Source organism: Kribbella sp. NPDC020701, from assembly GCF_055562215.1.
The window spans coordinates 148,386-171,396 of sequence record NZ_JBVHFT010000007.1; the positions used below are offsets into that span (position 1 = coordinate 148,386).

Annotated in this window: 24 protein-coding genes; 13 read left to right on the forward strand and 11 right to left on the reverse strand. The window is 69.5% G+C overall.

Annotation, left to right across the window (positions count from 1 at the left end; genetic code table 11):
• Positions 1-40 precede the first annotated feature (40 nt).
• On the forward strand, positions 41-1,258 hold the full coding sequence (locus ACZ3HV_RS18495) for an MFS transporter (RefSeq protein WP_465685818.1): 1,218 nt from the start codon (positions 41-43) through the stop codon (positions 1,256-1,258).
• On the forward strand, positions 1,255-2,457 hold the full coding sequence (locus tag ACZ3HV_RS18500; protein WP_465685820.1) for an MFS transporter: 1,203 nt from the start codon (positions 1,255-1,257) through the stop codon (positions 2,455-2,457). The genes ACZ3HV_RS18495 and ACZ3HV_RS18500 overlap by 4 nt, the downstream gene beginning before the upstream one ends.
• Positions 2,458-2,466: 9 nt before the next feature.
• Here ACZ3HV_RS18500 and ACZ3HV_RS18505 read toward each other — a convergent pair whose 3' ends face one another.
• A complete protein-coding gene (locus tag ACZ3HV_RS18505; protein WP_465685822.1) occupies positions 2,467-3,429 on the reverse strand; it encodes a transcriptional regulator TrmB in 963 nt (320 codons plus the stop codon).
• Between the two features lie 178 nt (positions 3,430-3,607).
• On the opposite strand from ACZ3HV_RS18505, the gene ACZ3HV_RS18510 reads away from it, so the two are divergent.
• Both ACZ3HV_RS18510 and ACZ3HV_RS18515 read left to right on the forward strand, forming a co-directional pair.
• On the forward strand, positions 3,608-4,699 hold the full coding sequence (locus ACZ3HV_RS18510; RefSeq protein ID WP_465685824.1) for a WD40/YVTN/BNR-like repeat-containing protein: 1,092 nt from the start codon (positions 3,608-3,610) through the stop codon (positions 4,697-4,699).
• A gap of 34 nt (positions 4,700-4,733) precedes the next feature.
• Positions 4,734-6,647: a putative Ig domain-containing protein gene (locus ACZ3HV_RS18515; RefSeq protein ID WP_465685826.1), complete on the forward strand. Its 1,914-nt coding sequence runs from the start codon at positions 4,734-4,736 to the stop codon at positions 6,645-6,647.
• On the opposite strand, the gene ACZ3HV_RS18520 is transcribed toward ACZ3HV_RS18515, so the two are convergent.
• Positions 6,631-6,801 carry a hypothetical protein gene (locus ACZ3HV_RS18520; protein WP_465685828.1) on the reverse strand — a complete coding sequence of 57 codons (171 nt, stop codon included), beginning with the start codon at positions 6,799-6,801 and terminating at the stop codon, positions 6,631-6,633. The genes ACZ3HV_RS18515 and ACZ3HV_RS18520 overlap by 17 nt on opposite strands.
• A 107-nt stretch (positions 6,802-6,908) precedes the next feature.
• Between ACZ3HV_RS18520 and ACZ3HV_RS18525 the strand changes: the two genes are divergently transcribed.
• Positions 6,909-7,913: a hydroxyacid dehydrogenase gene (locus tag ACZ3HV_RS18525; RefSeq protein ID WP_465685830.1), complete on the forward strand. Its 1,005-nt coding sequence runs from the start codon at positions 6,909-6,911 to the stop codon at positions 7,911-7,913.
• Between the two features lie 13 nt (positions 7,914-7,926).
• On the opposite strand, the gene ACZ3HV_RS18530 is transcribed toward ACZ3HV_RS18525, so the two are convergent.
• The 5 genes from ACZ3HV_RS18530 to pcaH are packed head-to-tail and all read right to left on the reverse strand — an operon-like array spanning position 7,927 to position 11,845.
• On the reverse strand, positions 7,927-9,108 hold the full coding sequence (locus ACZ3HV_RS18530; protein WP_465685831.1) for a 4-hydroxybenzoate 3-monooxygenase: 1,182 nt from the start codon (positions 9,106-9,108) through the stop codon (positions 7,927-7,929).
• On the reverse strand, positions 9,105-9,464 hold the full coding sequence (pcaC, locus tag ACZ3HV_RS18535) for a 4-carboxymuconolactone decarboxylase (protein ID WP_465685833.1): 360 nt from the start codon (positions 9,462-9,464) through the stop codon (positions 9,105-9,107). Before pcaC ends, ACZ3HV_RS18530 begins: the two co-directional genes overlap by 4 nt.
• Positions 9,461-10,561, reverse strand: coding sequence for a lyase family protein (locus tag ACZ3HV_RS18540; protein WP_465685835.1), 1,101 nt, complete (start codon positions 10,559-10,561; stop codon positions 9,461-9,463). The genes pcaC and ACZ3HV_RS18540 overlap by 4 nt, the downstream gene beginning before the upstream one ends.
• Positions 10,561-11,100 carry a protocatechuate 3,4-dioxygenase subunit alpha gene (pcaG, locus tag ACZ3HV_RS18545; RefSeq protein ID WP_465685837.1) on the reverse strand — a complete coding sequence of 180 codons (540 nt, stop codon included), beginning with the start codon at positions 11,098-11,100 and terminating at the stop codon, positions 10,561-10,563. The genes ACZ3HV_RS18540 and pcaG overlap by 1 nt, the downstream gene beginning before the upstream one ends.
• Entirely contained in the window at positions 11,093-11,845 is a 753-nt protein-coding gene (pcaH, locus tag ACZ3HV_RS18550; protein WP_465685839.1) for a protocatechuate 3,4-dioxygenase subunit beta, read from the reverse strand. Before pcaH ends, pcaG begins: the two co-directional genes overlap by 8 nt.
• A gap of 193 nt (positions 11,846-12,038) precedes the next feature.
• Here pcaH and sigK point away from each other — a divergent pair, with 193 nt between their 5' ends.
• From sigK to ACZ3HV_RS18585, 7 genes are all read left to right on the forward strand, one after another.
• Positions 12,039-12,653 carry an ECF RNA polymerase sigma factor SigK gene (sigK, locus tag ACZ3HV_RS18555; protein ID WP_465685841.1) on the forward strand — a complete coding sequence of 205 codons (615 nt, stop codon included), beginning with the start codon at positions 12,039-12,041 and terminating at the stop codon, positions 12,651-12,653.
• Positions 12,650-13,375: an anti-sigma factor gene (locus ACZ3HV_RS18560; RefSeq protein WP_465685843.1), complete on the forward strand. Its 726-nt coding sequence runs from the start codon at positions 12,650-12,652 to the stop codon at positions 13,373-13,375. Before sigK ends, ACZ3HV_RS18560 begins: the two co-directional genes overlap by 4 nt.
• Before the next feature lie 102 nt (positions 13,376-13,477).
• Positions 13,478-14,488 (forward strand): zinc-binding dehydrogenase, encoded by a 1,011-nt coding sequence (locus ACZ3HV_RS18565; protein WP_465685845.1) that lies wholly within the window; start codon positions 13,478-13,480, stop codon positions 14,486-14,488.
• A gap of 22 nt (positions 14,489-14,510) precedes the next feature.
• A complete protein-coding gene (locus ACZ3HV_RS18570; protein WP_465685847.1) occupies positions 14,511-14,933 on the forward strand; it encodes an SRPBCC family protein in 423 nt (140 codons plus the stop codon).
• A gap of 76 nt (positions 14,934-15,009) precedes the next feature.
• Positions 15,010-16,395, forward strand: a complete 1,386-nt coding sequence (locus ACZ3HV_RS18575; protein ID WP_465685849.1) for a DHA2 family efflux MFS transporter permease subunit — start codon at positions 15,010-15,012, stop codon at positions 16,393-16,395.
• Positions 16,392-17,339 carry a sigma-70 family RNA polymerase sigma factor gene (locus ACZ3HV_RS18580; protein WP_465685851.1) on the forward strand — a complete coding sequence of 316 codons (948 nt, stop codon included), beginning with the start codon at positions 16,392-16,394 and terminating at the stop codon, positions 17,337-17,339. Before ACZ3HV_RS18575 ends, ACZ3HV_RS18580 begins: the two co-directional genes overlap by 4 nt.
• A gap of 13 nt (positions 17,340-17,352) precedes the next feature.
• On the forward strand, positions 17,353-18,108 hold the full coding sequence (locus ACZ3HV_RS18585) for an isocitrate lyase/PEP mutase family protein (protein ID WP_465685853.1): 756 nt from the start codon (positions 17,353-17,355) through the stop codon (positions 18,106-18,108).
• Positions 18,109-18,117: 9 nt separating this feature from the next.
• Here the strand turns inward: ACZ3HV_RS18585 and ACZ3HV_RS18590 are convergent, their stop codons facing one another.
• The 4 genes from ACZ3HV_RS18590 to ACZ3HV_RS18605 form a co-directional block, all read right to left on the reverse strand.
• Positions 18,118-19,704, reverse strand: coding sequence for an amidase family protein (locus ACZ3HV_RS18590; RefSeq protein ID WP_465685855.1), 1,587 nt, complete (start codon positions 19,702-19,704; stop codon positions 18,118-18,120).
• Entirely contained in the window at positions 19,701-19,985 is a 285-nt protein-coding gene (locus tag ACZ3HV_RS18595) for a hypothetical protein (protein ID WP_465685857.1), read from the reverse strand. The genes ACZ3HV_RS18590 and ACZ3HV_RS18595 overlap by 4 nt, the downstream gene beginning before the upstream one ends.
• Positions 19,986-20,310: 325 nt before the next feature.
• Positions 20,311-21,099 (reverse strand): serine/threonine-protein kinase, encoded by a 789-nt coding sequence (locus ACZ3HV_RS18600; RefSeq protein ID WP_465685859.1) that lies wholly within the window; start codon positions 21,097-21,099, stop codon positions 20,311-20,313.
• A gap of 50 nt (positions 21,100-21,149) precedes the next feature.
• Positions 21,150-21,998, reverse strand: coding sequence for a class I SAM-dependent methyltransferase (locus tag ACZ3HV_RS18605; protein WP_465685861.1), 849 nt, complete (start codon positions 21,996-21,998; stop codon positions 21,150-21,152).
• Between the two features lie 80 nt (positions 21,999-22,078).
• Between ACZ3HV_RS18605 and ACZ3HV_RS18610 the strand changes: the two genes are divergently transcribed.
• On the forward strand, positions 22,079-22,843 hold the full coding sequence (locus ACZ3HV_RS18610) for a maleate cis-trans isomerase family protein (protein WP_465685862.1): 765 nt from the start codon (positions 22,079-22,081) through the stop codon (positions 22,841-22,843).
• The last annotated feature ends 168 nt before the right edge of the window (positions 22,844-23,011 follow it).

Sequence of the window (23,011 nt, forward strand, 5' to 3'; positions counted from 1 at the left end):
CCTCTTGCCGTGCACGGCTCCGTCAGGGTTCGATAACGACATGACGGAAATACGGGCGGCCGGTGCGACGGATGGGCAGAAGATGTCGTACCGGCCGTTGCTGTGGCTGGCGGTAGCGCTGTTCTCGACCGGAATCGACGGGTATGTCCTGGCGGGGCTACTGCCTGCGATCGCCTCGGACCTGCGCGTCAGCGCGGCGGCCGCCGGACAGCTGATGTCCGTGTTCGCCCTGACCGCGGCGCTCGCGGGGCCGGTGCTCGGAACGCTGACCTCGCGGTGGGAGCGCCGTACGACGATCGCCCTGTCGCTCGCCGTCTTCATCGTCGGGAACCTGATCGTCGGACTCGCGACGCTCTACTCGGTCGCGATCGCCGGCCGGGTCGTGGCGGCGCTGGGCGCCTGCTTGCTCAACGCCGCCGTCACCGGGTACGCGATCGCGCTCACGCCGGAGCGCCATCGCGGCAAGGCGTTGTCGTTCGTGCTCGGCGGGTGGATGGCCGCGACCGCGCTCGGCGTACCCATCGGCCTGGTGATCGGACAGACCAGCTGGCGCCTCCCGATGATCATGGTCGCCGTCGTGGGGACCATCGCGCTGGCCGGCATCCTGCTCAAGCTCCCGAAGCTGCATCTCCCCGGTGGAACCCTGGTCGACCGCCTCCGCCCGCTGCGCCAACCGCGGCTGCTCGCGGGCCTGCTGGTCACGACCGGCATCCTGTGCAGCAGCTACGCCTGCTTCACCTACGCGACTCTGATCCTCGGTCCGCACTTCCACGCCGAGTGGATGATCATCGTGATCATGTTCGGGTACGGCGTCGCGAGCATGCTGGGGAACGCGGTCACGGGCCGCCTCACCGACCGCTTCTCCGCGATCCGCGTGCTGACGGTCGTTCTCTCCGGACTGCTGCTGAACGCGATCGTCGGCATGGTCGCACTGTCACTCTTCCCGCTCACCCTCGCCGCGGCCTGCGGGCTGCTGTGGTTCTTCACCGCGGGTGTCGGCAACGGCGGCGCGGCCGTCCCGCAACAAGCCCGCCTGGCCTCGATGGCGCCGGACTCCGCGACGATCGTGATCGCGCTGAACGGCAGCGCGATCTCGCTGGGCTCCGCGCTGGGCAGTGGGCTCGGTGGCGCCGCGCTGGCCGCCGGCTCCGCGGCCAACGACCTGCTCGGCGTCTCGGCTGTCGTCCTCGCCATCACCGTCACCCTCCACCTGACCGTCTCCCGCTCCACCACCGCCGCAAAAGTCGCCGTCGAGTGACGAACACGTGCGCCGCGGAGACTGTTGAGGAGCAGGAGTTCTCGTACCGGCCGCTGGTCTGGCTGGCGGTGGCGACGTTCTCGATGGGAATCGACGGGTACGTCCTGACCGGGTTGCTGCCGGCCGTCGCCGCGGACCTGCAGGTGAGCGCGGCGGCCGCGGGCCAGTTGATGTCCGCCTTCGCGCTCACCGCGGCCTTCGCCGGGCCGGTGCTCGGGACGCTGACTTCGCGGTGGGAGCGCCGTACGACGATCGCCGCGGCGCTCGCCGTCTTCGCGCTCGGCAACCTGATCGTGGGGCTCGCTACGAACTACCCGATCGCGTTCGGCGGTCGGATCGTGGCGGCGCTCGGCGGCTGCCTGCTGAACGCCGCCGTCAGCGGGTACGTGATCGCGGTGACTCCGGTCCGGCATCGTGGCAAGGCGTTGTCGTTCGTGCTCGGCGGGTTGCTGACCGCGACCGCGCTCGGCGTACCGGTCGGCCTGGTGATCGGACAGTCCAGCTGGCGATTCCCGATGATCCTGGTCGCCGTGACGGGAACGATCGCGTTGGCCGGCATCCTGCGCGGCCTGCCGCGCCGGCACCTCCCCGCGGGCAGGCTTGCCGACCAGCTTCGCCCACTCGGCCGGCCCCGGCTGCTCGGCGCTCTGCTCGTCACCACCGGCATCCTCTGCGGCAGCTTCGTCTGCTTCACGTACGCCGTCCTGATCCTCGGCCCGTCCTTCCCGGCCGGCTGGATGATCATCACGGTCATGTTCGGGTACGGCGTCGCGAGCGCGGTGGGCAATGCGATCACCGGCCGGCTGGCGGACCGCTTCTCGGCACCGCGCGTGCTCACCGTCGTCCTGATCGTGCTGCTGCTGAACTCGATCCTCGGCGTGGCCGGCCTGATGCTGACGTCGGCCGTCGTGGTCGCGGTGCTCGGCCTGATCTGGTTCTTTGCCCAAGGCATCGGCAACGGCGGCGCCGCCGTACCGCAGCAGGTCCGCCTGGCCGGCCTCGCCCCGGAATCGCCCGCGATCGTGATGGCCCTCAACGGCAGCGCGATCTCGCTCGGTTCGGCGCTCGGCAGTGGGCTCGGCGGTGTCGCGCTGGCCGCCGGGACCGCACCGAGTGGCCTGCTCGGCGTCGCGGCCGTCGTCCTCGCCGTCACACTGGGCCTGCATCTGGTCGTCGTCACATTCGGAGGGTCGTCCTGACGGAGCGCCTCACTCCCACCCGCGACGGCCGGCTTGGAGGCCGGCTTGGAAGCGGCTGGTGGCGCCGAGTTGCTCCTGGACCTGGGCGATCCGCCGGCGCAAGGTACGGCCGCTGACACCCAACTGGCGGGCGATCGCCTCGTCCTTCATGCCGCTGGCCAGCAGGTTGATCAGCGTCGCGTCGGGATGGGCGGTGGCGGGCCCGGCCAGTCGGAGCGGCGTGGCCTGGCCCCACAGTTGGTCGAACAGCGCCTGCAGCGCATTGGTCAGCGCGGAGTCCGTGACCACCACGGCACGCGCCTGACCCGGCGTCGACGGTCCGTCACCGGCCAGCGGGAGTATCGCGGTCCGGCCGTCGACGATCAGCAGCTTCACCGGGACCTGCGGGAGCACTCGAGCTTGTTCGCCACGCTGGGCCATCGACCCCAGCCGCTCGACCCAGCCGGGATGGTCCAGCACCTCGGCCGCGTAGATCGCCCGGAACCGGACACCGCGATCCAGCAGGGCCAGCTCGGCGCCGGACACCTGGTGGCTGCCGTCGGCGACGTACGGCGGGGTGTCGGTGCCGACCGCCTGTTCGGTTGCCCCACGCAACATGTCGTCGATCCGCGCCTCGATCGCGTCCCGGCCGACCGCGATCTCGATCAAGCGGCTCGGCTCGGCCTGCAACTGGCCGGCACTGAACTCCCGGGCCAGCTGGTCGGTCATCGCGGCGACACCGTCCAGCGCCGCCCGCCGTTCGCGCACCAGCATGCCGAGCCCGGAGCGCGGATCGACCGGCGCCGGCGCGGCCTCCGAGCCGCTGCGTACCAGTCCGACCGCGATCAGCCGCCCGACCGCGGCCTCGACCGTTGCCTCCGGCTCCTCCAGCGCCTCGCTCAACTGCCCGACCGGAACCCCCGGATCACGCAACAACTGCCGGTACACCTGCGAGTCCAGAGCAGACAGCCCCACCGCTTCCCAATCAGCCACGGATCGAGGGTAGTTGGCCGCAATCGGCGTTTGGCCGGATCCGGCGCCGCACAGGCTCGGTCAGGGCTTAGCGTGTCCCGAGGAAACGTCGTTGTCCGAGGAGTGAACTGTGCGTTTACATGCTGGTCGTGCTCTATGGAACGCCTTCCCCGCCCCACCGCCCCGGTCGATCGCCCTGGTGGGCGCCTTCGCCACCGCCGTTCTGGTCGGCTCGGGAGCCGGCGTGGCAACCGCCCAACCCGCCGAACCGGCGTTCTCACCGCAGTCGATCGTCTGGCCCACGCAGACCGACGGCTACCTGCTCGGCGGCGTCGCCTGCGGTACGGCGGCCTGCCCGGCCGAGGTCAAGGCCACCCACGACGGCGGCAAGACCTGGACCACCGCCGGCCGGACGCACAACGGGCTGGCCAAGAGCGGCGAGCCCGGCCTGACCAGCCTGCAGTTCGCCAACCAGAAGTTCGGTTGGGCCTACGACCCGTTCCTCGAGGTCACCCGGGACGGCGGCCGGACCTGGACCCAGGTCCCGGTGCCCGGCGGTGACGCCAAGATCCTCAACCTGCTGGCCGCCCCGGACGGTACGTACGTCGTCACGTCCGGCTGTGCGATCGGGACCGGCATCTGCGACGACCGCCCGCTGAAGATCTGGCGCGCACCGGCCGGCAAGTCGACCGGCTGGAAGCAGCTCGACCTCGCCGTGGCGGCCGACGACCACGTCAGCATCGATGCCGAAGGGTCGACCGTCTACTTCCTGGCCGCACCGTTCATCGGCTCGGGGCGCCTGTCCACGCTGGACAACGGCAAAGTCCTGTCGACCAGCCCGGTGACCTGCGCGGACCCCGAGGACGCCACCATCACCGACCTCGCCACGAACGGCCCGGGCCGGGTCTTCGCCCTCTGCATGGCGAACTTCGGCCGCGGCCACTCCGACAAAACGCTCCTCGTCTCCGGGGACGGCGGCAAGACCTTCCGGTACGACGCCATCCCCGGCGGACTCGGCCTGGCCAGCCAGCTGGCGGTCGCCCCCGACGGTGCGGTCATGCTGACCACCGTCACCGCGAGCCTGGTCTACAACCGCCCGACGCTCTCGAAGTCGTGGCGCGTCGATCAGAACTGGCTGGAGAACAGCGAGCACATCCACGACCTGGTCTTCCAGTCCGGCACGACCGCGTGGCTCGTCGAGCGCGATGCGGCGTACACCCCGGACACGCAGCTCTGGGTGACCCACGATGCCGGCCAGAGCTGGCAGCAGACCACTGTCGTCCCGGCGTGACGCCGATCCACTCTCGAATCATCGGAGTACACCTGTGATCTCACTGCGCCGGTTGGCGATCCCGCTGGCCCTGGTCCTGGTCGGTGCCACCACCACGGTGGCGGCCGCGGACGTCCAGGAGTCCCCGAAGGTCGTGGCCAGCTGCGACCAGAAGGTCGAGCCGGGACACTTCACGTGCTTCGCGCAACGACGTGCCGATCTCGGCTTCCGGACCCGGGTCGCCGGTGCGCCCGCCGGGTACGGTCCGGCTGACCTGCAGTCGGCGTACAAGTTGCCTTCGGCATCGGCCGGTCAGGGTCAGCGTGTCTACATCGTCGACGCGTACGACGACCCGACCGCCGAGCCGGACCTGTCCGAGTACCGCACGCAGTTCGGGCTGCCGGCCTGTACGACGGAGAACGGCTGCTTCCAGAAGCTCAACCAGGACGGCCTGTCCAGCCCGCTGCCCGCCCCCTCGCGCTCGTGGTCGGGCGAGATCTCGCTGGACCTCGACGCGGTGTCGGCGGTCTGCCCGCACTGCGGCATCACGCTGATCGAGGCGAACTCCGCCAGCGACGACCTGCTGAAGGCGGTCGAGACCGCCAACCGGCTGGGGGCCAAGTTCGTGTCGCTGAGCTGGGGCGGACCGGAGTCCGCCGACCTCGCCAAGCTCGACAGCACCTACTTCAACCAGCGCGGTGTGGTCTACGCGGCCTCGACCGGCGACAGCGACTACGACGCCGGGGTCTCCTATCCCGCGAGCTCCGAAGCCACCACCGCGGTCGGCGGCACGACGCTGACCAAGGACGACTCGGCGCGCGGCTGGACCGAGACGGTCTGGAACAGCTTTCCGGGCAACGGCACCGGTTCGGGGTGCTCCGGCATGATGACCAAGCCGAGTTGGCAGTCGGTCATCCCGGCCGCGGTCTGCCCGCAGCGCGCGGTCGCGGACGTGTCCGCGGTGGCCGACCCCGCGACCGGTATCGCCGTCTACCAGACCACCGGCGGCGACGGCTGGGCCGTGTACGGCGGAACCAGCGCGGCGGCACCGATCGTCGCCGCGATCTACGCACTTGCCGGTGACCCGGACCCCGCCTCCCGTCCGGCGAGCTATCCGTACGGCGTCACCGGCAACCTCAACGATGTTGTCCAAGGCAACAACGGCGCCTGCACCCCCGCACCACTGTGTACGGCGCAGGCCGGCTGGGACGGCCCGACCGGCCTCGGTACGCCGAACGGCACGCGCGCTCTCACCTCGCCGACCACCGGCAACCACATCACGGTCACCGCGCCGGCGCAGCAATTCAGTGCGGTCGGTGATGTCGTCCTGCTCCGGGCCCGCGCGACGGACTCCGGACATCGCTCGGTCCGGTTCAGCGCGACCGGCCTGCCGACTGGTCTGCGGCTCGACGCGTCGAGCGGCAGCATCTACGGCCGGCCGACTCAGCCAGGCACTTACTCGGTCACGGTGACCGCGACCGACTCGACCAAGGCTCGGGGCAACACCGTGATCAGCTGGGTCGTCAGCACTCGCCAGGGCGCGCGCGGCGTGGTCAACGGCGACTTCGAGGCCGGCAACGGTGGCTGGGCGCAGACCACGGACGTGATCCGTGCGGACGGTCAGTACAGCCACGACGGCCTCGGCTATGCCTGGCTCGGCGGCACCGGCACTGCCCACACCGACTCACTGAGCCAGCGCGTCACCGTTCCGTCGTTCGGCAAGCCCGCGCTGCGGTTCGCGTTGCGAGTCGCCGGCGAGGACGTCAGCACCCCTGACGAGCTCACGGTGACTGTCGACGGTCACGTGGTCCGCACCTACACGGCTGCCCAGAGCGGTCCGTCGTACCGCGATCAGGTTGTCGACATCAGGCCGTACAGGGGTCGGACCGTCACTCTGGCCTGGACGAGCACCGAGGACGACGGAACGCCGACGACCTTCCTGCTTGACGACATCAGTCTCTCGCGCTGAGTTGCCACCAGGCATCGCGACCGAAGGACCACAGCAACGACAGCAGACCGGCGGCAGGCAGGAGCGCGAGCCAGCCGCCGGCTGCCACGCTCGGCAACAGACCGGCCAGCAGTACGCCGAGCACCAGCAGGATCGCCTGACCGAGCCCGATCACTCGACGCAGCTGACACGGCAGATGTCACCATCAGCACCTCAGGCCATGCGACGTCAGAGTCGCCCCCTAACCGTCCGTGGGCCCGATGCGGTTCATAAGATCTTGCCGTGACTGAGAAGCTCCGCATGCTGCTGGTGGCGACGCCGTCGTTTCGGGACATGGTGTTCTCGGCCGCGAGTATCGCGCGGCTCGATGCTCTCGGGGATCTCGTCGTCCTCGATGATCCGACGGACGCCGGCGCGCTGATGGCCGAACTGCCGGGTTCCGACGTACTCATCACGTCGTGGGGCGCGACGCCGCTCACGGCCGAGGTGCTGGATCACGCGGATCGGCTGCGGCTGATCGCGCACAGCGCCTCATCGGTGAGGCATTTCGTCACTGACGAGGTGTTCCGTCGCGGCATCCGGATCACACAGGCCGGTCAGGCGATGGCGCGTCCGGTGGCCGAGGTTTCGTTGGCGTTCACGCTGAACATGCTGCATCGGATCCACCGGTACGACCACGCGTTGCATCGCGGGGCGACCTGGCAGGAATCCATCGACGCGCCTCCCCAGCACGGGATCACCGGCTCCCGGATCGGCGTGGTCGGCGCCTCCCGGACTGGTCTCGAGTACATCGCGATGATCGTTGCCCTCGGCGCCGAGGTCGTCGTCCACGACCCCTATCTGAGCGACGAGCGCGCGGCTGAGCTCGGCGTACGGCGGGTTGACCTGGACGACCTGCTCCGGACCAGTCGGGTGGTGGCTCTGCATGCGCCGACCCTGCCGGAGACACGGGAGCTGATCGGCGCCCGCGAGCTGGCCCTGATGTCCGACGGCACGGCCCTGGTCAACACCGCACGCTCGTGGTTGGTCGACTCGGACGCGTTGCTCGCCGAGCTCCGCACCGGCCGGATCGACGCCGCGCTCGACGTCTTCGACGACGAACCACTGCCGAGCGACAGTCCACTTCGGGGGCTGCCCAACGTCCTGCTCACCCCGCACCGCGCCGCCGGCACGGTCGAGTGCTACCTCGAGATGGGCGAGATCGTTGCCGCCGAGATCGAGCGCCACGCCGCCGGGTCCGCCTTGCAGTACCAACTCACGGAGGCCGCCCTCGCCCGCATGGCTTGACTCCTGTGTTCGGTCAGGACGGCCAGCCTGTGTACGACTCGGCGAGGAAGGCGGCGCCGTGTTCGGAGTCCACGACCGCGGACAGCTCGGCCAGTTGGCGGCGTGCATCGAAGCCCGTGGCACCCGGGGGCGTGTGGAGCAATGTGGTCAGCCAAGTCGAGAAGTACTGCGCCTTCCAGACCCGGGACAGCGCGCGCTCGGTGTAGGTGTCTAGTGCGGAGTCGTCCTTCTTGAGTACGGCGCGCTCCAGCAGCTCGGCGAGGACCCGGACGTCGGCGAGCGCCAGGTTGAGACCCTTCGCGCCGGTAGGTGGCACGGTGTGGGCGGCGTCGCCGGCCAGGAACAAGTTGCCATGGCGGATGGGTTCGCAGACGTAGGAACGGAAGGGGAGGACGGACTTGCTGAAGATGCGGCCCTCCTGCAGTGCAAAGCCGTCCGCACCAGCGAGCCGGGACTGCAGCTCGGACCAGATCCGGTCCTCCGACCAATCGTCGACGGACTCCTCCGGCGAGCACTGGAAGTACATCCGCTGCACGGACGCGGTGCGCTGGCTGATCAGCGCGAAGCCACGATCGGAGCGCGTGTAGATCAGTACGTCGTTACTCGGCGGCGCCTCGCACAGGATGCCGAACCACGCGTACGGATACTGCCCGAAGTACTCCCGTCGACCGGCCACCGCGGACCGGGTCATGCTGTGCGAACCGTCGGCGCCCACCAGCACGTCACACCGGATCTCGTGCTCGACTCCGTCCGCGTCACTGAACAACATCCCCGGCCGATCCGTAGTGATGTCGACAATCTGCGTGTCGACAACGCTGTACCGGACGTCGCCACCGTCGCGCTCGCGGGCGGCGGCGAGGTCGAGGAAGACGTCGGTCTGCGGATACAGCCAGGTCGACGCGCCGACCAGTCCCTGAAAGTCGATGCGATGACTGACTCCGCCGAAGCGCAGGTCGATCCCCTGGTGCTCATGACCGTCGCGCAGGACCCGATCCGAGACACCCGAATCCACCAGCAGCCGGACACTGTCGCGCTCGAGGATGCCGGCACGAGGCGTCTGCTCGATCTCGTCATGACTGCGGATCTCGATCACCACCGACTCGATGCCGGCGACGTGCAGCAGGTGCGAGAGCATCAAGCCGGCCGGACCACCACCCACGATGCCGACCTGCGTACGGCCGAGCCGGCGCGTCACCTCTCCTCCTCCTTCAGTACGGCGTCCGCCACCGCGAAGGCGTGGTTGGCGGCCGGAACGCCGCAGTAGATCGCGGACTGCAGGATCACCTCGGCGATCTCCTCGCGCGTCAGACCGTTGCGGAGCGCCGCGCGCACGTGGAGCTCGAGCTCGGACCAATGGCCGTGAGCGATCAGCGCGGTCAACGTGATCATGCTGCGTGCTCGCCGGTCCAGTCCGGGCCGCGTCCAGATCTCGCCCCATGCATAGCGCGTGATGAGGTCCTGGAAGTCCTTGCTCAAGTCGCTCCCGGCTCGATCGACATGCGCGTCGCCCAGCACTTCCCGCCGGACCGCCATGCCCTCGTCGTAGCTCATGACTTCCTCCACCGAGCGAGTGCGAGATCAATCAGGGCGTCAGTCGCACCGAGGTACGACGCGGGGCCGCCGGACGTACCGCGCTCACTCACCAGATCAGCTGCAGCCGACTCCACGCGACGACGCATCACTTCTGGATTCACCTCGAGACCTTCGACCAGATCGGCGGCCTGGCTCGACGCCGTGATCGTGAGTTCGAGCAAGCGGCGCAGAGCCGGCCACTCGGCATGCCAAGCACCCGGCGACCGTTCGTCCTGGCTTTCGGCAGCACACAAATGCAACTGCGCACCCAGCTGCGGCGTCTGCAACGCGGCACTCCGGACCAGCACGCTCAGCACTGGATTCTGCTTATGAGGCATCGTCGACGATCCCCCCGCCGAGGTGTCCCGCACTTCACCGACCTCAGGACGCCCGAGCAGCAGTACATCCCCCGCGAGATGCCCGAGCGCATCACACGTCTCGACGAGCGCATCACCCAACCGCGTGACCGGCGTACGACGTGTGTGCCAACTCAGCTCCGGCGCAACAAGATCCAGCTCCGCGGCCAACGCGCGTACGGCCGCGATCGGATCCGGCAGCAGCTCGCCGACGAGAGCCAACGTCCCTGCAGCGCCGCCGCATTGGACCGGGAACGTGACTGCCTGCAGAGCATCGCGTGCGTCGAGCACCCCGGTGAGCCACTGCACGGCCTTGAGTCCGAAGGTCACAGGCACGGCGTACTGCGTCAGCGTCCGCCCGGCCATCACCGACCCGCGGTGCTCAGAAGCCAACCCAGCAAGGGAATCCGCCACCCGATCAAGATCTCCGACAACGCGCGTCACAGCGTCGCGCGCCAGCAGCATGAGAGCCGTGTCGAGCACGTCCTGACTGGTCAGACCGCGGTGCACCCCCTCGGCCTGCAACGACTTCACCAACGGCAGTACAGGATTCCCAGCCGCCTCGACCTCGGCTGCCGGCGGCTCGACCGCCTTCAGCTCATCCGGAAGCCCAAGCACCCGCAGCCAGGCGGCCTCGACCCGAACGAGCGCCTCCACCAGCGCGTCATCGTCCACCACGCCCGCGGCGCGGTGTGAGCCTGGCTCGAGCAACGACGCCATCACGAATACCTCAGGAACACCGTCTCACGCGGCCCCTGCAGGTGGACGTCGAAGCGCAGACTCCCGTCCTCCTCGCGGACGGCGATCAGCGTCGACCGCTCGTCCGCAGCCAATCCGTCCAGCAGCACATCACTCGACCCCGGAAGGTAGATCCGCGTGAACAGCCGGTTCAGCAGCCCGCGAGCGAAGAACGTGACCGCGAAGAACGCCGCTGCACCCGGCTGCACCGGACCCGGCTCGACCGTACTGAACCAGTAGTGACCCGTCGGGTCGGTGTTACTCCGCCCCCACCCCGTGAACCGAGCACCGTCCCGCCGCAGCGACCCCTCGATCTCGGGCACCACTCCGGCAGCGTCTGCCTGGCGGATCTCGAGCAGCGCGTCGGGCATGCCGTTGCCGTCCCCGTCGTACACATAACCGTGCAACCACACTGAGCCCGGTGTCCCCCGGCGTACCAGCTCCCGATCGCCCGGGTACGGCAGGGCGTAGTGGAAGAACGGCCCGACCGTCTGGCCGGGGGTCGCGGCGAGGTCAGTCATCCGCGCGCTCCATCAGGGTGGCGTGGCCACCGGTCAGGACGATGTCCCAGCGATAGCCGAGCAGGAGCTCGTGCTCGGACAGGCTGTGGTCGTACGTCGCGACCAGCCGCTCGCGGACCTGGGGATCGGTGATGGACTGGTAGATCGGGTCGAGCGCGAACAGCGGGTCACCCGGGAAGTACATCTGGGTGATCAGGCGCTGGGTGAAGTCGGTGCCGAACAGCGAGAAGTGGATGTGCGCCGGGCGCCACGCGTTGCGATGGTTCCGCCACGGGTACGGTCCGGGCTTGATGGTGGTGAACGAGTACCAGCCGTCGTCATCGGTGAGGCACCGGCCCACTCCGGTGAAGTTCGGGTCTACCGGCGCGGGATGCTGGTCGCCCTTGTGCACGTATCGGCCCGCCGCGTTCGCCTGCCAGATCTCCACGAGCTGCCGCCGGACCGCGCGCCCCTCACCGTCGACGAGCCGGCCGCGCACCAGGATGCGCTCGCCGATCGGCTCGCCGTCGCGCTGGATGGTCAGATCGGACTCCAGTACGCCGACGTCGGACTGCCCGAACACCGGCGCGACCAGCTCCGCCCCCTCCGGATCGGCGTGCCGGAGCTCCTTGGTCGGATGCCGCAGCAACGTGCTCCGGTACGGCGGGAAGTCGAGCCGCGGCTGTACGTCGCCGGACCGAGCGTCCGCGTGGATCTTCTCGATCTCCTCGCTGATGACCCGCTGGCTGGTGAGCTCTGCTGTCACCCGCTCAGGCTAGGAGCCGGACCACCCGGCGGAGACCGCCAACTTCCACCCAACGGAAGCCCATCCGCACTAGCGACGGCACCGAAGTACAGCTGTCAGCGCTGTCGTCAGGAAGAGAACACGCCATGTCCAGGACCGCCAGCGCTACGGTGTACTTGATCGATCCTGTCTTGATGCCACCTGCGAACTGACCGTGAACGAGCACACCCCACTGCCCTGGCCGGGCGGGTCGCACCAGCGACCCGGCGAGGTCACGGACGGCGACCTGCTGGTCCTGACCGCCAGCGGTGACGTCGCCGCCTTCAGTGCGCTCTACGATCGGGTCACCCCTTGGGTGTTCGGCCTGGTCCGGCGGATCCTGCGCAACCCCGCCCAATCCGAGGAGGTGACCCAGGAAGTGATGATCGACGTCTGGCGTACCGCGACCAGATTCGACGCCGACCGCGGCTCCGCGCACTCCTGGATCCTCACCATCGCCCATCGGCGGGCGGTCGACCGGGTCCGCTCCGAACAGGCCGCGGCCGATCGCACCGAACTCGCCGGCGTCCGGTCCGCGGAGGTCGATTTCGACCAGGTCTCCGACACCGTGACCACGCGGCTCGAGGCCGAGCAGGTACGGCGCTGCCTCGGCTCGCTGACCGAGCTCCAGCGCGAGTCGATCGAGCTGGCGTACTACAACGGTTACACCTACCCCGAGGTCGCCCAGCGCCTCGGGGCGAAACTGCCGACCATCAAGGCGAGAATGCGCGACGGCCTGATCCGGCTCCGCGACTGCCTAGGAACCACCCACGGGGGGCGGACGCCATGACAGAACCAGACGTGCACACCCTCACCGGCCCCTATGTCCTCGACGCCTTGCCGACCGACGAGCGGGACCGGTACGAGGCGCATCTCGCCGAGTGCACCTTCTGCACCACCGAAGTCGCCGAACTGCGCGGAGCCGCGGTCAAGCTCGCCACTCAGGTCGCGGCCCCGCCGCCGCCCGCGCTCAAGGCGAACGTGCTCGCCGCGATCGACCACGTCCGTCAGCTGCCCCCGCTGGTCCCCGGCGAGACCACCGCCGGCCCGCCGGCCCGCCGCCGCTACACCCGGCGATCCGTTCTGACGCTGGCCGCGGCCGCACTCGCGGTGGCGGGCACCGGTGGCATCGCGATCGACCAGTACCGCGACAAGACCGCCGCGGTCCAGGCCAACGAACGGGTGGCCGCCGTACTCGCGCAGCCCGACGCACAGACCGTCCACGGGCCGGTCAGCGGCGGCGGCCAGGCCACAGTCGTCTCGTCCGCGAGCGCGGACTCGGCAGTCGTCGTACTGCGGGATCTCCCGAAGCTCCCGAACGACCGCACTTGGCAGCTGTGGATGATCGACCCGGACAAGACCGCCCACTCCGTCGGCCTGGCCTCCGGCGACCTCACGCAGGTCGTCAACGGCTCCGTCACCGGCGCGATCGCCTTCGGCCTCACCATCGAACCCGACGGCGGCTCCCCCAAACCAACCCTCCCCACCGCAGCAACGCTCCCCATGACCTGACGCGAGTACTGTCGCCTCAACCTGCTCGCGCCGGCCGAGGGCGATCACCTGGAAACGGTCGGGACGGTCCTGAAGTGAGCCACCGACAGACCGAGGAGAGACATGCGGGCGATCGTCATTCAGGGCAAGCTCCAGCTTGTCGAGATGGAGCTTGCCACTCCGGTTCCGGGGCCGGGTGAGGTTCGGCTGCGGATGGTGTACGGCGGGATCTGCGGTTCGGACCTGCACTACTACCACGACGGCGCGAACGGCTCGTACGTCGTCCGCGAGCCGCTGGTCCCCGGGCACGAGCTCTCGGGCACGGTCGACCTCGACCCGTCCGGCGAGCTCGCCCCAGGTACGCCGGTGACGATCCATCCGGCCACCTTCGGCACCCTGGAGCCGGGGATCGAGGATCGCCCGCACCTCTGGCCGGACGGCGCCTACCTCGGTAGTGCGTCCACCTGGCCGCATACCCAGGGCGGGATGAGCGAGTTCGTCGTCGTGGGCAGGCACAGGGTCCGCGCCCTGCCCGCGACGCTGCCGCTGCGCCGCGCGGCCCTGGCCGAGCCGCTGGCCGTCGCCCTGCACGCCCTCCATATCGCCGGCGGTGTCGAAGGCCGGCGGGTACTCGTCTCCGGCTCGGGCGCGATCGGCCTGCTGACGGCCGCGGCCGCACTGGCCGCGGGCGCGACCGAAGTGGTGTCGACCGATGTCCTCCCGGGTCCGCTGCGGCGAGCCCGGGAGCTCGGGGTGCACGGCACCATCCAGGTCGATACCGAGGAGATCCCCTCGGCGTACTTCGACGTCGTCCTGGAGTGCACCGCGGTCCCGGTGGCGATCAGCGCCGCCCTCGAGGCCGCTCGCCGGGGCGGGATCGTGGTGCTCGTCGGCATCCCGGCCAACGAGCCGCTCGGCGTGAACCTCTCCCCCCTGGTCAACCGCGAGCTCCAACTCCGCGGCACTCTCCGCTTCAACAACGAGATCGACCACGCGGTCCGGCTCCTGGACGCCGACCCGCGACTCGAGCAGGTGATCACCCACGAGTTCCCAGCCACCCAAGCCGTCGAGGCCTTCGGCATCGCCACCGACTCCAACACCTCAGGCAAGGTCCTCATCTCCCTCTGGCCCTAGACGTCCGTCGTACACTCAGCGCATGCCGGGCCTGCGGCACACCATCACCATCGCGGCCCCGCCCGAGCGGGTGTGGGCCGTGGTCGTCGATGTCGAGCGCTGGCCCGAGCGGATCCCGACGGTCGAAGCCGTGGAGCGTCTCGACGCCGGAGCGCTGGCCGTCGGCTCCCGGACCCGGTTGCAGCAGCCTCGGCTGCCCACAGCGGTGTGGACGGTCACCGAGCTGGTCGACGGGTCGTCGTACACCTGGGAGTCGAGATCGTCCGGCGTTACCGTCACCGCCATGCACGTCGTCGAGCCGCGTCCCGACGGGAGCCGGCTCACCCTCGCCCTGAGAGTGTCCGGTTGGCTGTCCGGGATCGGCTGGCTGATGTCGCGGTCGCTGACCAAGCAGTACGTCGAGACGGAGGCCACCTCGATCAAGAGGGCCGCCGAGACCACCTAGAAAAGCACTCATCGCAGCGATGAGTTCGGGGGACGGCGCTGGTCTGTACAGGTGAAAGCAATCTCCTGGAGGACCCGTGCGGACAACGAACGAACAACGATGGGTTTTGGGGCTGGCCTCGCTGGGGTCGGTCATGGTGGCACTGGATGTGCTGGTGGTCGCGGCTGCGCTGACCACCATCCGGGCCGATCTCGGCGCCTCGGCCGAGCAGCTCGAGTGGACGGTGAACGCGTACGCCCTGAGTTTCGCGATGCTGATGATGACCGCCGCGGCGATCGGTGATCGCTGGGGGCGGCGGCGTACGTACGCCGGTGGCCTGGCGCTGTTCACCGTGGCGTCGGTCATCTGCGCGCTGGCCACCTCGCTGCCGTGGCTGATCGCCGCGCGCGCCGTGCAGGGCATCGGTGCGGCGGTGGTGATGCCGCTGGCGATGGGGCTGCTGGGAGCGGCGTTCCCTCCGGAGCGGCGCGGCTGGGCGACCGGCGCCTTCAGCGCGGTGACCGGCCTGGCGGTCCTGGGTGGACCGATGATCGGCGGTGCGGTGACCGAAGGGCTGTCCTGGCAGTGGATCTTCTGGATCAACGTGCCGATCGGCGCGGCGGCGATCGTCCTGGTACTGCGGAAGATCCCGGAGAGCACCGGCCCAGTACGCCGGCTCGACCTGGTCGGTGCGGTCCTGATCAGTCTCGCCGTACTCGGTCTGGTCTGGGGAGTCGTGCAGGGTGAGACCGCCGGTTGGTCGAGCGCCGAGGTACTCGGTTCGTTCGCGGCAGGCGTCGTCCTGCTCGCCGCGTTCGGAGTCCGGGAGAGCCGATCGGCCGAGCCGATGATCCCGCTCGCCCACTTCCGCAACCGGACCTTCACGGCGGCCAACTCGGCCGGCTTCTTCCTGAGCGCCGCGCTCTTCAGCGCCGTCTTCTTCCTGTCCCAGTACATGCAGGTGGTCTTCGGGTCGGCTCCCCTGAAGGCTGGTCTGCAGCTGTTGCCATGGACGGCCACGCTCTTCGTCGTCGCCCCGATCTCCGGCCGGTTGATCGACCGCGTCGGCGAGCGCCCGCTGGTGGTGATCGGGATGGTGCTCCAGACGGCCGGCATGTTCTGGGTCAGCCGAGGCACCGGTCAGTACGGCGAGCTCGTGCTGCCGCTCGTGATCACGGGCTGCGGGATCTCGCTGGCGATGCCAGCCGCACAGAGTGCGGGCGTCGGAGCGCTGCCCCGGGACGCCGTGGGGATCGCGTCCGGCGTGTACAGCATGACCCGTCAACTCGGCGGCGTGGCCGGGGTCGCCGTCCTGGGATCGGTGTTCGCCTCGGCCGGTGGGTACACCGGTCACGGTTTCACGAGAGCCCTCGCGGGGTGCGGCGTACTGTCGTTGCTCGGGGCACTGTCGGGCCTCGGCATCGCCGCCCGGCGCCGTACCGACGAGCCGGTCGTCACCGAGGTGGTGGAGGGAGTGCGATGAACCTCGAGGAAGAGTTCGCGCTGCATCGGGGCGGGCTCGTCGCGCACTGCTACCGGATGCTCGGGTCGCTGCACGACGCCGAGGACGCGGTGCAGGAGACGTACCTGCGGGCCTGGCGTGGACACGCGGACTTCGAGCACCGGTCGACCGTCCGGACCTGGCTCTACCGGATCGCGACCAACGTGTGCCTCAACCTGCTGCAGCACAGCAGCCGCCGAGTGGTCCCGTCCGCGCTCGGTGCCCCCGGCAACGATCCGGACGAGCTCCATCCGCAGGCGCTCGAGGTGCCTTGGCTGGAGCCCTTCCCGGACCAGTTGCTCGGCGCCGATCCGGCCACCGTCGTCGGCGATCGGCAGAGCCTTCGTCTCGCGATGGTTGCCGCGATGCAACACCTTCCGCCGCGACAGCGCGCCGTACTGATCTTGCGCGAGGTGCTGACCTGGCCGGCGGCTGAGGTCGCGACGATGCTCGACACCACGACCGCCGCCGTGAACAGCTCGCTCCAGCGGGCCCGGGCCGAGTTGGCCCGGCTCCGGCCGATCGAAGAGGACCTGAGCGAGCCGGACGAACCGCTCCGACGCGCCGTGCTCGACCAGTTCTCGGCGGCCATGGAGAGCAAGGATCTGGTCACGTTGGAGGGCTTGTTCACCGAGGACACCCGGTGGGAGATGCCGCCGATCCCTACCTGGTTCAGCGGGCGTCGCGACGTACTGCGGCTCCTGGACTCCAAGCTGCGGCCGGGTCCGGACCGGCGGATGCTGGTCGAGACCTCAGCGAACGGACAGCCCGCCTTCGCGCTGTACATCCGAGGCGACGACGCCTTGTATCACGCGCATTCTGTCAAGGTCCTGACCCTGACCAAGGCCGGTATCGCGGCCGTTCTCGCCTTCCACCAGCCCGCGCTGTTCCCGGCGTTCGGGCTGCCCCTCATTCAATCCCGCTGAGACGGAGATCGTCATGTCACTCGCAACTACACTCCGGGCGCTGCACGTGCCCGGCGCACCCCTTGTCCTGCCGAACGCCTGGGACGCGGCCTCGGCCCGGATGGTCGAACAGGCCGGCTACCCCGCCGTCGCGACCAGCAGCTTCGCAACGTCCACGATCCTCGGGTACGACGACGGCGAGCAGGCCCCGGTCGACGACGTACTGACCGGGACGGCCCGGATCGTCCGCGCGGTGTCCGTTCCCGTCACCATCGACTTCGAACGCGGGTACGGGCTCCCGCCGGCCGAACTCGTCGAGCGCTTCACCGCGACCGGAGCCGTCGGTCTCAACCTCGAGGACTCGGACCCGGCCACCGGCGCGATGATCGATCCGGCCGAACAGGCGGACTTCCTGGCCGCGGTTCGCGCCGCGGCCGGGTCCGAACTCGTGATCAACGCCCGCACCGACGCATTCATCCGCAACGCGGGCTCGCCCGAGGACCAACTTCGTACGTCGATCGACCGCGCCGAGCGCTATCTCGCCGCGGGCGCCGACTGCGTCTACCCGATCGCGGTCGGCGATCTCGACGTCGTCGGCATCCTGGTCAAGGAGATCCCCGGCCCGGTCAACGTCGCCTACGGCCAGGGCGCACACTCACTCGCCGACTACACCGCCCGCGGCGTCGCCCGGATCACCTTCGGCCCGATGTTCCAGCGCCACCTGTACAGCAAGCTGGCGAACTCCCTCCTCCCAGCCCTCCAGGCGGACGAGAATCCGTTCGCCCGCTAGGCGACCGGGTCACTGCATGAGATCGGGGACCTCATGGGCCAGGATGCGGCCACGGTCCGCGGTGGTCCGGAGCTTCGCCGCTGGTACGACGGGATCCGCGGGGCGCCGGTGATGCCAGTCGGTGACAGCCTGGTAGGCGGCCGCGACGGCGAGGAGGCGGTCCTCGCCGAACGGCTTGCCACCGAGGATGGTGCCGATCGGCAGGCCGGCGGCCGTGAAGCCGATCGGCAGTGCGAGCTCGGGCAGGCCCAGCGCGTCGAACGGAGTCGGTGAGGTCTGGACGACGACGTCGCACTGGCCGAAGAGATCCTCGAGGACTCGTTCGAGCAGCAACATCTTGGCGCGCTGACCGATCAGGTACTCGTTGGCGCCGAGCAAGGCGCCCTGCAGCCAGCCCGTCAGCGAGACGCCGAAGCCGCGCAGGTCCGACCGCAGCATCGGGAGGAACGGCTCGCTCCGCTCCGGCAGCCGCACGTTGTTGAAGGCCGCGTTCGTGAGCAGGTCCCACTCGTCCGGCATGGTCACATCGACGACCGAGAGACCGTCGATTCCCGCGAGTACGCCGAGGGCCGTCGTGCGCGCCACCGCGGTCTCCGACGTACCGCTGGTGAAGCCGGGGATGACACCGATCCGGGTCCGCCAGCGGGCCTGGACACCCCGGCCGCGCACGACCGGCGTCGCGGCGGCCACCAGGTCCGGCACCGGCGGAAGCCCTTGTGTTCTGGGGTCTTCCGGGTCCGCGCCGGCCATCGCGGTCAGCATGATCGCGGCGTCCATCGCGTCGCGCGCCAGCGGACCGGGATGATCGCGGGTGTAGCTCAGCGGCACGATGCCGTGCAACGAGACCCGGCCCATCGTCGGCTTCAGCCCGGTCAGGTTCTGGGCGTTCGACGGCGCGGTGATCGAGCCGCCGGTCTGCGTTCCCACCGCCGACAGCGCCATCCGGGACGCCACCGCGGTCGCGGACCCGGACGACGAACCGCCGGGATCCGTGCTCGGATCGGCCGGAGTCCAGGCGTTCACCGTCGTGATCCGTCCGGCCGGCGTCGTCGCACGAGTAGTTGCCAACGGCCCCATCTGGGTCTTGCCCAGGACGATGCCACCGGCAGCGGTCAGCCGCCGGACGGCGGTCGCGTCGTACGGCGGGACGAAGTCCGCGAACAGGTACGAGTTCGCCGTCGTGGTCACGCCGCGCGTGTAGTAGTTGTCCTTGATCGCCAGCGGGATGCCGTGCAGCGCACCGCCGCGAGTGCGGCCGAGCGCCCGCGCCCGAGCGAGCGCCTCGTCCGCGAGCACCAGGTTGAACGCTTGGTACGTCGAATCGAACCGCTGGATCCGGTCCAAACATGCTTCCAGCAACTGTTCTGGCGTCAGCCGGCCCTTGCGGATCAGCGTGGCCGCTTCGGCGACGGTCAGCTCGCTCACGTCAACCGGCCGGACCGGGACATCGACAAGCGTCGCAGCACCGGTGGTCGCCGGTGCCGCGTGCGCGATCGACGGGAGCGCGACAGTGCCGACGGTTGTTGCGGCCGCCAAGGCGCCCGCGCGGTAGAGGAACGATCGCCGGTCGACCTGGTCGTCCTGCGGCGTGCTCATCGCGCGTCCTCCCGAACGACATCGATCGACGGGTACAGCTTCGGCGGTGCGACTTGCTGGGCGAGTGCGGCGTCGGCAGCGAACGCGTAGGCGCTCAACGGCAGAACTGTCGTCCGCATGAACCCACGGAGACTGGCGAGCACCGAATCCAGGCCCGGACTCCCGGTGTCCGGGTCCGGCGCGCTGCCCGTGGGCAGCTGATCGAGATCGATACCGATCGAGGCAAGACGCGCGCGGATCAGCACATCCAGTTCGGCGTCCGTCGGCTGACTGAGACCCATGAGTCCCTCCCGGTCGTGGCGGCAACCTGTCAGCTTTTTTATGTCACCTTCAACTACTCCGGACATTTCACCGATGTCACGACGGGGTTGCGGTCCGCCGGCTTGTGCGGGATCGGTGCGCGGTCTCTACTCCGGCACCTTCCGTGGCCCGGCACAGGAACCGGTGGGCTTGAACAGGTTATTGCTTGTCTACGCCCCCCAGCAGGGGTCTAGGCCCCCGCGATTAGGCGTCAGACCGAGCCGTAGAGGTAGCCGATCTCTGGACGCCAGTGCTGCCCAGCGTGCCGGGCGAGAGCGGCGACCAGGTCGGCGTGTTGTTGCTCGGTCAGCGGGCCGAGGACATACAGCGGGACGCTGCCGTCCGTGCGGACCGCCGGATACTGCGGGCGGGTGGGAGGTCAGGTCGCAGCCCAGCAACGGACGGCGCGTCTTCCGCGAGTTTGCGGCGTACGACGGCGAACCCGTTCGGACCCGTGTACGGCGGTTGCCCGGTGAGCAGCGTGAACAGCACGCCGCCCAGCGCGTACAGGTCGGAGCGTTCGTCCCCGCGCTCGGTGCCGAACTGCTCGGGAGCGCCGTACTCCGGTGTGCCGGCGGTCGGCAGGTCGGCCGAGCGGGCCACCGTGAACGTGGTCTGGATGAACCCGGCGATGCCGAAGTCGACCACCTTCACCCGGCCGTCCGTCGTCAGCATCACGTTCAGCGGCTTGACGTCGTAGTGGATGACGCTCGCCTTGTGTGCGGCGACCAACGCGGCGCAGATCTCCTGCGCGATCTCGAGCGCCCGGCCAGGCGGGAGCGGACCGGAGTCGCGGACGTGCGCGGCGAGCGTCGTACCGTCGACGCGTTCCATCACCAGGAACAGGTAGTCCTGGTCGACGCCGCGGTCGTGCAGGGCCACGACGTTCGGATGGTTGAGCTGTGCGGCGGCGACGGCCTCGCGTTCGAAGCGTTGCTGCAGATCGGATGGTACGGCGTCGTCCAGCGCGAGGAACTTGACGGCGACCTCCCGGCGGAGCTCGCGGTCCCGGCAGGTCCAGACTTCGCCCATCCCACCGCGTCCGAGCCGCTCGATCAGCTCGTAACGCCCGGCGATCAGCTCACCACTTCTCACACATCACCCCAGCACGACGTGACAGACCGAGCGGCTCACACTACTGGCCGTCAGGGGCTCCAGCGCCAGATGACGGCTTCGATTTCGCGGCGGCGTTCGGAGAAGTGGCCTGCGTCGGAGGCGTCCGTCAGGAGGGTGCGGAGGTCGGCTTCGAAGGCGGGAAGGTCTGAGCCGAAGAGGTGTGGGGTCGAACTGGAGAGGGAGAAGACGGAGGCGGTGACGTCGCCGACGGTGCGTTCCTCGACTTCGTTGCCGCCGACGACGATGCGGGTCGTGCCGCTGTAGCCGGCGGAGCGCATGACTTCCTCCTCACCTGGGCGCGTGCCGGTCGGCAGCGTGCCCTGACCAGCGCGGCGGACCGGACCGAGATACCGGGCGACGAGTTTGTCGATGTCGTCCCAGGGCGGGCGTGGATGCGGGAGAGCGTCCGTGCCTTCGACACCGCGATGCGTGGTGGCGCCGACGTGCACCCAAGCGCCGTCCGGCGTCAGCATCCCGCGAATCCGATCGGCGACGAGCGCCTGATCCATCCAGTGGAACGACTGCGCGAAGGTGACCACCCGGAAGCTCCCGAGATCGGCCGGCAACTCCTCCGCCCGCAACTGTCGCCAGGTCGTGTTCGTCAGCCCGGCCTGGTTCGCACGCCCCACGGCGGTGGCGAGCATGTCGCCGTCCGCGTCCACCCCCACCGCTTCCTCGACCAGCGGCGCGAGCAACAGCGTGAGCGACCCCGGACCACACCCCACGTCGAGCAACCGCCCGCGACCGTCCAGACCGAGTTCGTCGCGTACCGCATCCGCCAACGCCGCCGGGTACGCCATCCGCCCGACCGCGTAATGCTCGGCGCTCCCGGCGTACAGGCTTGGATCCCACTTCCAGTTCCACCCGGTCGAGTCCATCCCGCGATGCTATCGATGCCCCACACCCTCCCGTCGAACGAATATCCAGCGCACACTCGGCAGTGGGGAAGGGAGGGGGCATGTGGCAACCAGATGGCTGGGATGTACGAGCGCGGATCGGTGTACTCACCCCGCACGGTGACGTCGGTCCCGAGTCCGAGCTCCAGGCAATGGCTCCGGAAGGTGTTCGCGTGCATGCGGCCCGCGTCCCGTTCGGGGCGATGGCAGCAGGTGGGACGATGGACCCGACGATCCCGCTGGCGCCCGTACGGGCGTTTGTCGAAACACCGGCCATCGACGAGGCCACGGCGTTGCTCGCAGCCGCACCGATCGCCGCCATCGGGATCGGGTTCACCAGTTCGTCATACGTGGTCGGTGTCGAGGGCGAGCGCAAGGTCGTCGAGCGGCTGATGCAGCGGAGCGCCGGCATCCCCGTCGTCGCCACCTGCGCCGCCGCGGTCGCCGGGCTCCAGGCGCTGAAGGTTCAGCGGATGGCACTCGTCGATCCACCCTGGTTCGATGCCGAGCTGGACCGGCTCGGAGCCGAGTACTTCGTCTCCCAGGGGCTGGACGTCGTACGCCACGGGTCCTGCAATCTGCCGAGCGGTCAGCGCAGCATCAACCCTGCCGAGCTGTTCAGCTGGGTCGTCGCCAACACCCCGAACAACGCCGAAGCGGTCTTCATCGGCGGGAACGGCTTCCGCACGGTCGGCGTGATCGCCGCGCTCGAGGAGGACCTCCAACGCCCCGTCCTCACAGCAAACGCCTCCCTCCTGTGGGGCCTCCTCCACGCCGCCCAAACCGCGGCCAGACCAACGGGCTACGGCACACTCTTCCGCCTCTAACCGAGTTCGGTCGACAGTTGGCGCAGGAAGCTGTTGGCGACCCGACCGGCCTCGAGGGCGGCGCTGTCGACGCGAACGCAGACCCGAGTTGTGTCCGGGCTGTGGATCGGTCACCCTGCTCACGTGGTCCCGGATGATCGGTCCCAGTCGATCAGCACCGGACGATCT

Excerpts from the sequence above, each read along its gene's own strand:
- ACZ3HV_RS18495 (WP_465685818.1), top strand. The coding sequence starts at position 41 with ATGACGGAAATACGGGCGGCCGGTGCGACGGATGGGCAGAAGATGTCG.
- pcaC (WP_465685833.1), bottom strand. The coding sequence starts at position 9,464 with ATGAGCTACGACGAGGGCATGGCGGTCCGGCGGGAAGTGCTGGGCGAC.
- ACZ3HV_RS18540 (WP_465685835.1), bottom strand. The coding sequence starts at position 10,561 with ATGGCGTCGTTGCTCGAGCCAGGCTCACACCGCGCCGCGGGCGTGGTG.
- pcaG (WP_465685837.1), bottom strand. The coding sequence starts at position 11,100 with ATGACTGACCTCGCCGCGACCCCCGGCCAGACGGTCGGGCCGTTCTTC.
- ACZ3HV_RS18560 (WP_465685843.1), top strand. The coding sequence starts at position 12,650 with ATGACAGAACCAGACGTGCACACCCTCACCGGCCCCTATGTCCTCGAC.
- ACZ3HV_RS18565 (WP_465685845.1), top strand. The coding sequence starts at position 13,478 with ATGCGGGCGATCGTCATTCAGGGCAAGCTCCAGCTTGTCGAGATGGAG.
- ACZ3HV_RS18570 (WP_465685847.1), top strand. The coding sequence starts at position 14,511 with ATGCCGGGCCTGCGGCACACCATCACCATCGCGGCCCCGCCCGAGCGG.
- ACZ3HV_RS18580 (WP_465685851.1), top strand. The coding sequence starts at position 16,392 with ATGAACCTCGAGGAAGAGTTCGCGCTGCATCGGGGCGGGCTCGTCGCG.
- ACZ3HV_RS18585 (WP_465685853.1), top strand. The coding sequence starts at position 17,353 with ATGTCACTCGCAACTACACTCCGGGCGCTGCACGTGCCCGGCGCACCC.
- ACZ3HV_RS18590 (WP_465685855.1), bottom strand. The coding sequence starts at position 19,704 with ATGAGCACGCCGCAGGACGACCAGGTCGACCGGCGATCGTTCCTCTAC.
- ACZ3HV_RS18595 (WP_465685857.1), bottom strand. The coding sequence starts at position 19,985 with ATGGGTCTCAGTCAGCCGACGGACGCCGAACTGGATGTGCTGATCCGC.
- ACZ3HV_RS18605 (WP_465685861.1), bottom strand. The coding sequence starts at position 21,998 with ATGGACTCGACCGGGTGGAACTGGAAGTGGGATCCAAGCCTGTACGCC.
- ACZ3HV_RS18610 (WP_465685862.1), top strand. The coding sequence starts at position 22,079 with ATGTGGCAACCAGATGGCTGGGATGTACGAGCGCGGATCGGTGTACTC.